This window comes from Gilliamella sp. B2824, assembly GCF_026536245.1.
Lineage (GTDB): Bacteria > Pseudomonadota > Gammaproteobacteria > Enterobacterales > Orbaceae > Gilliamella.
Window position 1 is genome coordinate 178,712 of sequence record NZ_JAFNON010000006.1, and the last position, 11,639, is coordinate 190,350.

14 protein-coding genes and 1 pseudogene are annotated in these 11,639 nt (G+C 35.4%); 13 read left to right on the forward strand and 2 right to left on the reverse strand.

All coding sequences use genetic code 11. The features are described from left to right. The 10 genes from fliI (at position 1) to fliR (ending at position 7,349) form a co-directional block, all read left to right on the forward strand. Entirely contained in the window at positions 1-1,374 is a 1,374-nt protein-coding gene (gene fliI, locus J3U56_RS07670) for a flagellar protein export ATPase FliI (RefSeq protein WP_267367241.1), read from the forward strand. Positions 1,375-1,386: 12 nt separating this feature from the next. Further along, positions 1,387-1,848 (forward strand): flagellar export protein FliJ, encoded by a 462-nt coding sequence (gene fliJ / locus J3U56_RS07675; protein WP_267344711.1) that lies wholly within the window; start codon positions 1,387-1,389, stop codon positions 1,846-1,848. Further along, entirely contained in the window at positions 1,838-3,034 is a 1,197-nt protein-coding gene (locus J3U56_RS07680; protein ID WP_267367243.1) for a flagellar hook-length control protein FliK, read from the forward strand. The genes fliJ and J3U56_RS07680 overlap by 11 nt, the downstream gene beginning before the upstream one ends. A gap of 176 nt (positions 3,035-3,210) precedes the next feature. Beyond that, positions 3,211-3,678, forward strand: a complete 468-nt coding sequence (locus tag J3U56_RS07685; RefSeq protein WP_065799326.1) for a flagellar basal body-associated FliL family protein — start codon at positions 3,211-3,213, stop codon at positions 3,676-3,678. A 5-nt stretch (positions 3,679-3,683) separates the two neighbouring features. Continuing rightward, positions 3,684-4,721, forward strand: coding sequence for a flagellar motor switch protein FliM (gene fliM / locus J3U56_RS07690; protein WP_267334093.1), 1,038 nt, complete (start codon positions 3,684-3,686; stop codon positions 4,719-4,721). A 37-nt stretch (positions 4,722-4,758) separates the two neighbouring features. Then, the gene (fliN, locus tag J3U56_RS07695; RefSeq protein ID WP_416379605.1) at positions 4,759-5,091 is read left to right on the forward strand and encodes a flagellar motor switch protein FliN; all 333 of its coding nucleotides are present in this window, start codon (positions 4,759-4,761) and stop codon (positions 5,089-5,091) included. Next, a complete protein-coding gene (locus J3U56_RS07700) occupies positions 5,091-5,528 on the forward strand; it encodes a FliO/MopB family protein (protein WP_267344708.1) in 438 nt (145 codons plus the stop codon). The genes fliN and J3U56_RS07700 overlap by 1 nt, the downstream gene beginning before the upstream one ends. Further along, entirely contained in the window at positions 5,525-6,265 is a 741-nt protein-coding gene (gene fliP / locus J3U56_RS07705) for a flagellar type III secretion system pore protein FliP (RefSeq protein ID WP_324101612.1), read from the forward strand. Before J3U56_RS07700 ends, fliP begins: the two co-directional genes overlap by 4 nt. Positions 6,266-6,273: 8 nt before the next feature. Then, positions 6,274-6,543 (forward strand): flagellar biosynthesis protein FliQ, encoded by a 270-nt coding sequence (fliQ, locus tag J3U56_RS07710; protein ID WP_267334095.1) that lies wholly within the window; start codon positions 6,274-6,276, stop codon positions 6,541-6,543. A 5-nt stretch (positions 6,544-6,548) separates the two neighbouring features. Continuing rightward, on the forward strand, positions 6,549-7,349 hold the full coding sequence (gene fliR, locus J3U56_RS07715; RefSeq protein WP_267367245.1) for a flagellar biosynthetic protein FliR: 801 nt from the start codon (positions 6,549-6,551) through the stop codon (positions 7,347-7,349). A gap of 647 nt (positions 7,350-7,996) precedes the next feature. Here fliR and J3U56_RS07720 read toward each other — a convergent pair. Next, positions 7,997-8,332, reverse strand: coding sequence for a zinc ribbon domain-containing protein YjdM (locus tag J3U56_RS07720; RefSeq protein ID WP_267344705.1), 336 nt, complete (start codon positions 8,330-8,332; stop codon positions 7,997-7,999). Between the two features lie 404 nt (positions 8,333-8,736). Between J3U56_RS07720 and J3U56_RS07725 the strand changes: the two genes are divergently transcribed. The 3 genes from J3U56_RS07725 (at position 8,737) to J3U56_RS07735 (ending at position 11,388) form a co-directional block, all read left to right on the forward strand. Then, positions 8,737-9,738 carry an ABC transporter substrate-binding protein gene (locus tag J3U56_RS07725; RefSeq protein ID WP_267367247.1) on the forward strand — a complete coding sequence of 334 codons (1,002 nt, stop codon included), beginning with the start codon at positions 8,737-8,739 and terminating at the stop codon, positions 9,736-9,738. Between the two features lie 61 nt (positions 9,739-9,799). Next, positions 9,800-10,627: an ABC transporter permease gene (locus J3U56_RS07730; RefSeq protein WP_416380318.1), complete on the forward strand. Its 828-nt coding sequence runs from the start codon at positions 9,800-9,802 to the stop codon at positions 10,625-10,627. Next, on the forward strand, positions 10,627-11,388 hold the full coding sequence (locus J3U56_RS07735) for an ABC transporter ATP-binding protein (RefSeq protein WP_065799333.1): 762 nt from the start codon (positions 10,627-10,629) through the stop codon (positions 11,386-11,388). Before J3U56_RS07730 ends, J3U56_RS07735 begins: the two co-directional genes overlap by 1 nt. A gap of 171 nt (positions 11,389-11,559) precedes the next feature. Here the strand turns inward: J3U56_RS07735 and J3U56_RS07740 are convergent. Continuing rightward, positions 11,560-11,639 (reverse strand): annotated as a pseudogene (locus J3U56_RS07740) (elongation factor Tu); the annotation flags it as partial.

The window sequence follows — 11,639 nt, forward strand, 5'->3', positions numbered from 1 at the left end:
GTGAGCTTGGCAAAGCAATGGGCTGCTAAAATTGAGTATGCGACGCAGCAGCTGCAATCGTTATCGTTAATTCGTCATTATGGACGATTAGTTAAAGCTTCGGGCTTGGTACTTGAAGCTATCGGATTAAAATTACCGTTAGGATCAAATTGTTTTGTTGAGCGGCAATCACATGGAAAAATTGATGCGGTGGAGTGTGAAGTCATTGGCTTTAACGATAAAACTCTATATTTAATGCCTTTTGATACCACTGAAGGTATTTTGTTAGGTGCTAGAGTTTATACCGCACAATATGATTTAGCCCACTTTAATCATAAAGTGTTGCCTATTGGTATGGCATTGTTGGGTCGGGTTGTTGATGCAGCTGGAAGACCATTAGATGGTATGCCATTACCTGAAAATATTGAATATCAAGGATTAGCTAATCCATCGCTCAATCCACTACAACGTACACCTATTGATGAGATCTTAGATGTAGGTATTCGAGCTATTAATGCGCTGTTAACCATTGGTCGAGGGCAAAGAATGGGGTTATTTGCCGGTTCAGGTGTTGGTAAAAGTGTTTTATTAGGGATGATGGCGCGTTATACCAAAGCCGATATTATCGTCGTTGGCTTAATTGGTGAACGTGGTCGGGAAGTGAAAGATTTTATCGAAAATATTTTAGGAAAAGAAGGATTAGCGCGATCGGTTGTGGTGGCTGCACCTGCTGATGTTTCACCGCTACTGCGTTTACAAGGCGCGGCATATGCAACAAAAATTGCAGAAAACTTTCGCGATCAAGGATTTAACGTGCTACTCATTATGGACTCGTTGACCCGTTATGCCATGGCGCAACGAGAAATCGCTTTAGCGATTGGCGAACCGCCCGCTACCAAAGGTTATCCACCTTCGGTATTTGCTAAATTACCGGCATTAGTTGAAAGGGCAGGTAATGATGATAAAGGTCAAGGATCGATTACTGCATTTTACACCGTATTAACTGAAGGCGATGATCAGCAAGATCCGATTGCAGACTCAGCACGTGCTATTTTAGATGGGCATATTGTATTATCGCGTTCACTTGCAGAATCCGGGCATTACCCGGCAATTGATATTGAAGCGTCAATCAGCCGTGTCATGACTGATTTAACGCCTGTTGCCGATGAAAAAAAATCTCGGTTATTTAAACAGCTATTTTCGAGTTTTCAACGAAATCGTGATTTGATTAATGTCGGGGCTTATGTTTCGGGCACCGATTCTTTATTAGACAGCGCTATAACATTGTACCCAGCAATGAAAGATTTTTTACAACAAGGCATTGATGAACATTGTAGTTATCAAGATGCTTATCAACAATTAGCCAATATGTTGCAACCCATTTTAACTAATTAAAAGGGGGGGATGATGAATAAAAGTTCAGGATATTTGGCGTTTTTAACATTAAAAAAGTTAGCGAAAAAATCGCTAGATGATACGTTAATTAAGTTAAAAAAAGCTGATGATAATCAGCGTCATGCTCAGTCTCAGCTCAATTTATTAAATGAGTATTATCTTGAGTATCAGGGACGATTGAATAAAGCCTTATTTAATGGCATTAAAGGACATGAATTATCAAATTTTCAGGCTTTTATTGCAACACTTGAGCAAGGTATTGCGAAACAAAGAAAGTTATTATTGACGTTAGATATCAAAAAAAAACAGATAACGCATGAACTTAATCAATCTCAAAAAAAGCTTAATACTTATAAAACATTGTTAGATAAGCAGCAGCAAAAATATGTAGAGCAACAAAACCGGTTACAACAAAAACTCACAGATGAATTTGCTCAGCAACAATTAGCCAGGAGAGCGTTAAATGAATATTAACCTAATCACTGATGTAGCATTAGCATCTTCAAAGCAGTTACCCTCAACGGATGAAGATTTATCGTTGGCAAATAGCGAGTTATTTCAGCAATTATTACACGCTAATCAAAATCATGGGTTAGGTTTGCAACACAGCCTTAACTTAACGCCAAAAATAAGTGATGATAGTGACGCGGATCTTCAACAAGATGATAATAGTTTAGCTATGGTATGGATAACGCCATCTCCGCTAGAAATCGTTAATTCCCGATCAGATGTAACATTAAATGATATGATTGCCCATCATTTAATTGAGAAATCAGATTGGGTCTTAAATGCTAATCAATCGGCTAAGGTTGATAGCTTGCCGTTGAATACGCTGCAAGATGCTGATTTTCAGACAATTGCCAATAATCAAGTTACCGAGTTGTTGATATCGATCAATGATAGTGAACAATTGATCAACAACATCTGTCAGCCAGATGAGTTCTTTAATCAACGTAATGGCGCTAGTAACCGTTTAATGGCAGAAGATTTGGCGGATAAAACAATTACCGCCCATTATTTGCAAACAGATACATCAAGTCAGATGCTCGATTCTGGTAGTATAAATAAACCCATTGCTTTATTTGATCAGTTTGCAACTAATTCTGTAGATAATGATACTGTCATTCATGCCCAAGCCGATAATCATTTTGTGACCAGTATTAATACGTTCACTCAACCTTTTTCACAACAAGCTGCGCCTGTTTCAACCTCGACGTTTGTGATGAATTTGCCTATGCCGGTTGATGTAACACAGTGGCAGGCAGCGTTGACTGAGCAAATTAGCTTAATAACACGTCAAGGTCTTCAAAGTGCGGAAATCAAGTTACACCCGGAACAATTAGGATCGTTACACATTAAGCTTGATCTGCTCGATGATAAAATCAATATGCATATGATAGTTGCCCATTCGGCAGTTAAAGGTGTTTTGGAATCTACATTGCCTTATCTTAGAGCTTCCCTTGAAGAGCAAGGCATGAGTTTAGCACAAACCAATATTAGTGATTTTTCAACGATGCATCATTCAGAGCAATCCTCTGGATATAAATCAAGTAAAAATCATCAATTCACTGCTGCTAATTCAGATACCATTGATGAATCTGTTGAGCAAGTGGAGGCTGACAAGCCATTATCATACTTAGGATTAAGTATATTTGCTTAAGTGAAGGCGTTAGCTTCGGTTTAGCCGTTGTTTCAATGTTAAAAACGTCGAATAGGTGATATTTTTATTGTCTATTCTTCAAATCAATTTTTGGCGCATGATTTATTATTTTTGTAATTTTTACCATTTAGTTGGTCAAAAAATAATTTTAAATTTTTACTGAGATAATAATTAATATGCAAACTACCAAGAAAAAAGTAAGTATTTTAAACATAATACTTATTATCATTACGTTATTAGCATCAGGCACTGCAGTTTATTTATGGTTACAAAATCATTCAAGTAACAAGCCTCAAGTTGAGCAAGAAACGCCAATTGTATCTCCGGTATTTTTAACTTTAAAACCTTTTACCCTTTCGTTACCGGTTGCCGAAGATAATAGTGATGCGACTAAAATTTTGTATGTTGGTATGGTGTTACGCGTTGCTGATGAGCAACAAAAAACAGTTTTGTTAGAATATTTACCAGAAGTGAGAAGTGATGTTTTACTTTTGGCATCAAAGCAGTATGTTAATAATCTTAAAAAAGAGAACGGTAAAACTGATTTACAAGAAAAGATTAAGTCGACGTTAACTCGTCAATATGACGCAAAACATTCTGTAAAAATTGATGAAGTGCTATTTACTGATTTTATACTTCGGTAAGTATTATGTCTGATAAGCAAGAATCAACAGTTGACATTAATCTAACTCCAGATGCTGAGTTTACTCATAACCCAGCAGAGGCTCAATCCGATATTTTGATTGATTCTCAGCAATCTGTTGGTAAAAAGGTTGAAGTCAAACCCTATGATTTATCGGTAAAACATAGTTTTATTCCTGAGCGATTAACCGCTTTAGAAATTATTAATGAACGTTTTTCGCGCCAGTTTCGCATTGGCTTATTTAATTTACTTCGCCGTAACACCGATGTTATTGCTTGCCCGATTGAGCCCAAAACATTTAAAGAGTTTTCGGCAATTTCAGCAACAAATCATCTAAATTTAGTCCATCTTAATCCACTAAGGGGGACGAGTTTATTTTCATTTTCCCCAGAACTGGTGTTTATTGTTGTCGATACTTTATTTGGCGGTGATGGTCACCTCTCTAAAGTTGAAACAGAAGGGCGAGAATTTACTCATACTGAACAACAAATTATAAAACGAGTATTAGAGCTCGCTTTAACTATCTATCAAAATGCTTGGGCAGATATATATTCAATCGAAACTGAATATATTCGTTCTGAAATCCAAAGTAAATTTACCAATATTACCAGCTCGCCGGATGATGTTGTATTAACAACCACATTCAAAGTCGAAATCGGTAATTGTAAAGCTACATTTTGTATCTGTATTCCTTATGCAATGGTTGAACCCATCAAAGAATTACTAATAAAACCGCCAGTGGAACAACAAACGTATCAGGATGATAATGTTTGGATGAGTTCGTTAACCAGTGGGATTAAACAATCAACCGTTGAATTAGTGGCTAACTTTACTCATATCCATACCACAGTCAATAAACTTTTAGCCTTAAAAGTGAATGATATTTTAGTAATTGAAAAGCCTACACATCTTGATGTCACTGTTGGCGGGGTGCCAGTGCTAAAAGGTCACTATGGTAAAGTGAATAAACAATATGCAATTCAAGTCGAACAGGTAATTAATCCTGTTTTAGAACAACTGAATGAAGGAGCACTTAATGACTGATAGCAAATCAACTCATGATGAGGATCAAACGTCCGCTATGGCTGATGAATCAGTGAGTAAACAAACTATTTTTGAAACACTTTCACCACAACAAACCGAAATCAAAAAGCAAGATATCAATTTGATTTTAGATATTCCTGTGAATTTAAGTGTTGAATTGGGCCGAACCAAAATGGCGATTAAAGATCTCTTAAATTTAACGCAAGGCTCAGTTATTGCATTAGATGGTTTAGCCGGTGAACCTTTAGATATATTAATTAATGGTTATTTAATTGCACAAGGTGAAATTGTGGTGGTGGGTGATAATTATGGTGTGCGAATTACTGATATTATTACACCTTCTGAACGTGTACGTAGATTGAGTCGTTAATGTCTAGCAACAATCAACATACATCTCAAGCAATATCCACAAGTGAGCATATCGTGCCTTCTTCATCAGAAATGAACCTGTATACACAAATTGCAACATCGATGGGTCTATCCTTTGTTTTAGTTATTAGCGTTATTTTGTTATTAGGTTGGATGGTCAAGCGGCTGAGTTGGAAAAAAAAGACAAAGCAGTTAATTGAGGTTAAATCTACCTATAACTTAAGTCCAAAAGAACGCATTATTTTAGTACATGTTGATCACCAATTATTGGTTGTCGGGGTGAGCGCACAACAAATGACGTTATTACATACGATAGATGAACAACGTACTGAAATGTTATTATCCCAATCTACCGCAAGCAAAGAATCAAGTAAAAATAATTTATTTCATCAACTATTACTGTCTACATTAAGTTCGAAAAGGAGTAATAACGAGTGAAGTTAAAAATCGTTTTTTTACTTAGCTTATTATTATTCAGTCAATTATGTCAGGCTGACGTTTCGCCGTTTTCTTTAATTGCCGAACCCACAGCGCAAGGTGGGCAAAGTTGGTCATTGCCGGTTGAAACACTAGTATTTATTACACTATTGACCTTCATTCCCGCTATTTTGCTGTTAATGACCAGTTTTACGCGGATTATTATTGTATTAGGTTTGTTACGTAATGCACTTGGCACCCAGTCAGCGCCACCTAATCAAGTTATATTAGGTATTGCCTTGTTTATGACATTTTTTATTATGTCACCGATATTTGATAAAATTTATCAAGATGCTTATTTACCTTACTCTCAAAACCAAATTACCCTGCATCAGGGCTTATCTACAGCCAGTCAACCATTACGAGAGTTTATGTTAACTCAAACCCGTGAAGATGATTTAGCGTTATTTGTAAACATGTCTCATTCAGGTGATATTGCAACGCGTGATGAAATTCCTTTAAAAATATTGGTGCCCGCGTTTGTGGTGAGTGAACTTAAAACTGCTTTTCAAATCGGTTTTACGCTTTTTATTCCCTTTTTAGTGATTGATTTAGTGGTAGCAAGCACACTCATGGCGCTCGGTATGATGATGGTTCCACCAGCAACGGTATCTTTACCCTTTAAAATCATGCTGTTTGTGTTAGCTGATGGGTGGCACTTATTATTAGGATCGTTGGCGCAAAGTTTTTTTAGTTGAGGAGTGTTATGTCATCTGAATATATCAGTACATTAGCGATGCAAGCGATAAAAGTGGCAGGCTTGCTTGCTGGTCCTTTACTCCTTGCTGCACTCATTACTGGGTTGATTATTAGTTTGTTACAAGCGGCAACTCAAATTAATGAAATGACATTGTCTTTTATCCCAAAGATTTTGGCAGTAGTTTTAGTACTCATTATTTTAGGTCCATCAATGTTATCAACAATGATTGATTATATTCGAATCGTTATTACCGATATTCCAAACTTAACGCGTTAGGCTTAATGGATTTTAATATTCAGCAATTACTTAATATTGATTTGTTTACTTGGATAAAACAGTGTTTTTTTCCATTTGTACGCATTTTAGCATTGATTATGGTTGCCCCTATTACCGGTGAAAAAGAGGTCCCTAAGCGACTTAAGATTGGTTTAGCTTTATTTATTACTATACTTTTACCCTTACCTGAGTTTGATAATACTTTAGGGATCTACTCTTTTATCGGGGTTGCTGTTATTTTTCAACAAATTGTCATCGGTGTCATGATAGGTTTTACTATGCAGTTAGCATTTATGGCAGTCAGGTTTTCGGGTGAATTAATTGGTATGCAAATGGGACTTGGTATGGCGACTTTTTTTGATCCAATTGGTGGCCCTGCAACCTCGGTATTATCGCGCTTAATTAATATAATTGCACTGTTAATGTTTCTAAGTTTAAATGGTCATTTGTGGTTGTTATATGGCTTGGCTAATAGCTTTGATATCATTCCAATTAGCTTTACCCCTTTAAAACAAAATGGCTATTTAGTTTTAATTGAAGTTAGCGCATCATTATTTGTTAATGGTCTTATGTTAGCCCTTCCGTTAATGACATTGTTGTTGATAATTAACGTCGCGCTTGGTTTATTAAACAGAATGACACCACAATTATCCATTTTTGTGGTCGGCTATCCGGTGACCTTATTATTGGGACTGACCATGTTAACTTACCTGATTTCAACATTGCCTGTTTTTGCCGAATCTATTTTTGAACAAATGTTTGAACATATTTCAACCATGCTTTTGGGTTTAAGTGATAGTAATTAAATCTAAAATTGATAGGGTTATATGCTAACTTAATAAATAGTACAGTGATAAGCCAAGTTAGGCACTTTGTTGTACATAGTATTAATGGTGGAGTCGGTTATGATGGCTATGAAAACAAAATAGGAAAAATTAATTAAGCAATAGCTATATTTACATATAAATCACTCCAGCTATAATTTTTTAGATAAAAAGAGTTATCAAGGATAAATAATTAAGGGATGATGTGATTATCGTCCCTTATATAATATTTATTTTTAATTTAAATTTTGTTTAGCTAGACTATTAATTTTCATGCCAACCTAGATAATCAAGCATGATATTCATTAATGGTTTTTTCTATGGGGCTGATGTAAAGCCTAACAACAATGCTATTATCACTTTTTTCAGCATCTTTATTTTCGTTAATGTGTTGCAATCAATTAAATTTATCATCAATTTACAAGCTGGGGTATTAACCTAATAGTTAATAATGGTAATTTTTCAGCATGATAAGCATATAGATGATCGTAAAGGTGATTGTTGTTAACGCGAACATGCGAAAGGTATTTTAATTTTATAAAAAGTTTTAATAACAAAATAGGGGTAAGTATTTTACCTATTGAAGTGTTTGTAATACTGATAAGATCAGTATTACAAACATTTATTGACTAAGCTTTTTTGACAAAGCAGGCTTTTAGCATAATTTTCATACCATCAATTTTACAATCGATTTCATGATCGCCTTCAACTAAACGAATGCCTTTTGCTTTAGCCCCTTTTTTCAGCACAGTTGATGATCCTTTTAATTTAAGATCTTTAATTAAAATAATATCATCGCCATCAGCCAGTAAATTTCCATTACTATCTTTTACCTGAAGGGCGTCAGATGCTTCAGTCGCTTGGTTTGGGTCCCACTCATAAGCACATTCAGGACAAACATAAAAAGTACCATCATGATAGGTATGTTCTGAATGGCATTTAGGGCAGTTAGGTATAGATTCCATAATATATGATTAATCCAAATTGAATAAAATAGGACCTACTATAGCAAAAAAACGTTATTAAGTCATGATAATGATGTTTTGAACGTCATCTAATATGAGGTCAATTCATGCAAAAATTCATGATTGTCGTCAATTCAACGATAAGGGTAGAGATTATTTATTATTCAATCCAAAATAGTGATAAGTTTATGCTTTGTGATAATTTAATATCATTACTTGCAAATAGTGACTCAACGATTCTTCGGTAATGGGTCTTATTTGTATCATTAAACTTCTAAGTGCATTATCACTTAAATCAGCTTTTGTAATTTGTTATATGGCAATATCTTAGATCTATCTTGCTGTTATGCTAAAAAATCGGTTATATTAAAACCATATTGAATATTTTTTAATTGGTTATAGTTATGCTTAAAAACATCGTAATAAAATTATCGTCCTTAATCTTAACGTTCATCGCTATATTCTTTCATCCTTTAGCAACTGCCGATCAAATCCCACAACCAGAATCACCAAATGTCACTATTGGTATTCAACCTTGGCTTGGTTATGGACAATGGTATATTGCTAAAGAAAAAGGTTTTTTTAACGAAAATGGTTTAACCAATGTATCGATGATCAATTTTATTGAAGATAAAGATATTAATGCGGCTTTAGCCAGCGGACAAATTGATGGTGCGAATGTGGCAACCCATACCGCTATGAGTATGGTAGCTGCAGGCATTCCAGTTAAAATTATTTTATTACTTGATACCAGTAAAACTTCAGATGCTATTTTAGTTGAGCCAAGCATCAAAACATTAGCAGATTTAAAAGGTAAGTCTATAGCTTATGAAGAAGGTACCACCAGCGATATCTTATTACGTAATGCGTTAGACAAAGCCAACATAGCATGGGATCAAATTAGCCCCGTACCCATGCCAGCAGCTTCAGCAGGCTCTGCATTAATCACTAAACGCGTCAATGTCGCTGTAACTTATGAGCCATATATTACTGTAAGTAAAGCAAATGATGCTTCTATTCAAGTATTATATGATGGCGCGCAAGTTCCGGGTTTGATTAGTGATGCCTTTGTTGTTCGTAACGAAGTAATTGAAAAAAATCCAGGCAAAGTTTATGCACTCGTTAAGAGTTGGAATGATGCTGTACGTTATTATCATCAACATACACAAGATGGACGAGCAATTATTGCAAAAGGTATTGGTGAGTCACCGGAAGAAATTACCACTGCTTTTGATGGCGTCGAATATCTATCTATTGCTGATAATAATCAGCAATTCAATGGTGCATTTAAACAAAATACATTTGCACAAATATTAAAAGCGGCTACCTCAGCAGGTATGATTATGCAACCAATAAGCTATGAAAATGTTATTGATAGTCGATTTGTTGATAATTTATCTCACTAGGTATCAAAGTGAGTATTTAAATTGTTGGTATTTATTAAGTATGAGTAGTTGAGTTGCAATAATGGTATCTAAAAAGTCCTTACAAGGCAAACACACGTCACAGCGTATATTTACAATAGGTAGGCAGCTCTCGCGCTGTAGTATGTTAACAATTTCAATAGTGACATTTGGCTTACTTTTGGTGCTATGGTGGGGGGGGACAACTTACGGTTTAGTCCAACCTATATTTATTCCTTCCCCACCATCGGTTTGGCAGCGGCTGGTTGTTTTATGGGATAATGGTACATTAATTTCTGATATTCAAGTCAGTGTTTATCGAATTCTTACCGCTTTTATTATTTCGTCAATTATGTCAATTATCATTGGTGTGTTAGCTGGCTGTTTTGCGGTTGGTAAAGCCATTATTGAGCCATTAGTTGATTTTATTCGATATATGCCTGTTGTAGCGTTTGTACCATTAACCATTTTATGGTTCGGTACTGGCGATCAGCAAAAATTTATCATTATTTGGATTGGTACTTTTTTTCAACAAGTTTTAATGGTGATTGATGCGACTAAACGTGTGCCTGCCGATTTTATTGGTTTAGGGCGAACGTTAGGTATGAGTGAAAGTAAAATTCTTTTCAAGATTGTTATTCCATCGGCTTTGCCAGCTATTTGGGATACCTTACGTATTAGTCTTGGATGGGCATGGACTTGGTTAGTTGTTGCTGAATTAGTGGCGGCAACATCGGGTTTGGGCTATCGAATTCTACTTTCACAGCGTTATTTTCAAACGGATACTATCATTGGTTATATTTTAATTTTAGGTTTATTGGGATTAATAACAGATCAGTTAATGCGCCTATTTGAAAAAATACTATTCCGCTATAATGTGAGGTCAAAATAATGGCGAGCTTAACTATCAAACATCTGAATAAAAGTTTTTGTTTAGGTAAGCATCAGCGCAATGTATTAAGTGATATAAATTTATCGGTTAATGATAATGAATTTGTTTCAATTGTTGGCGCTTCAGGTTGTGGTAAAAGCACGCTATTATCGATTATCGCAGGTTTAGAATCTTATGATAGTGGTGAAGTTTTTGTGGATGATAAACCCATTTATACCCCAGGGCTCGATCGTGGTGTGGTTTTTCAATCTTACACTTTATTACCTTGGCTTACTGTCCAGCAGAATGTTGAATTTGCGCTTTCAGCTGCCGGTTACTCAGGCCACGAAAGCCGTGATATTGCCAAAGAACACCTTGAGTTAGTCAATTTATCTAAGTTTGCTAAGGTTTATCCTAATCAATTATCAGGTGGTATGAAACAACGTGTTGCGTTGGCGAGAGCGATTTCATATCGTCCTAAGATTTTATTAATGGATGAACCATTTGGTGCACTAGATGCAATTACTCGTCATCAAATGCAAACATTATTGACTAAAATATGGGAACAACATCGACTCACTGTAATCTTTATTACTCATGATGTTGAAGAGGCAATTTATCTTTCTGATAGAATTGTATTATTGTCAGTGAAACAAAAAGGGATTAAAGCAATTTTTCCTGTTAATCAAATGCGTCCAAGAAATAAATCTACCTTAAATACGGGCGATTTTTTAAATCTGAATCAACAAATCCTTGATGCCATCAATCAAGATATTGAATAAAACATTATTATTACAGTCACAATAAGACAATCAAAAAAGGATTGTTAACCGATATTGTATTGTAGATGTCAATTTGCTTTCTTTTTCATTGGATAAAAAAACAGGTGCACATTGTGCACCTGCTTCTGAGCTAATTAAGAGCACTCATCGTGCTCTAGTTATTATCTAAAATTATTTAATAACTTTAGCAACAACACCCGCACCAACAGTACGGCCACCTTCACGAATCGCAAAACGTAAACCTTCTGCCA

Coding starts and splice junctions, on each gene's coding strand:
- J3U56_RS07680 (WP_267367243.1), top strand. CDS start 1,838: ATGAATATTAACCTAATCACTGATGTAGCATTAGCATCTTCAAAGCAG.
- J3U56_RS07735 (WP_065799333.1), top strand. CDS start 10,627: ATGGCGAGCTTAACTATCAAACATCTGAATAAAAGTTTTTGTTTAGGT.
- fliQ (WP_267334095.1), top strand. CDS start 6,274: ATGTCATCTGAATATATCAGTACATTAGCGATGCAAGCGATAAAAGTG.
- fliJ (WP_267344711.1), top strand. CDS start 1,387: ATGAATAAAAGTTCAGGATATTTGGCGTTTTTAACATTAAAAAAGTTA.
- J3U56_RS07725 (WP_267367247.1), top strand. CDS start 8,737: ATGCTTAAAAACATCGTAATAAAATTATCGTCCTTAATCTTAACGTTC.
- J3U56_RS07730 (WP_416380318.1), top strand. CDS start 9,800: ATGGTATCTAAAAAGTCCTTACAAGGCAAACACACGTCACAGCGTATA.
- fliM (WP_267334093.1), top strand. CDS start 3,684: ATGTCTGATAAGCAAGAATCAACAGTTGACATTAATCTAACTCCAGAT.
- J3U56_RS07700 (WP_267344708.1), top strand. CDS start 5,091: ATGTCTAGCAACAATCAACATACATCTCAAGCAATATCCACAAGTGAG.
- fliN (WP_416379605.1), top strand. CDS start 4,759: ATGGCTGATGAATCAGTGAGTAAACAAACTATTTTTGAAACACTTTCA.
- fliR (WP_267367245.1), top strand. CDS start 6,549: ATGGATTTTAATATTCAGCAATTACTTAATATTGATTTGTTTACTTGG.
- J3U56_RS07720 (WP_267344705.1), bottom strand. CDS start 8,332: ATGGAATCTATACCTAACTGCCCTAAATGCCATTCAGAACATACCTAT.
- J3U56_RS07685 (WP_065799326.1), top strand. CDS start 3,211: ATGCAAACTACCAAGAAAAAAGTAAGTATTTTAAACATAATACTTATT.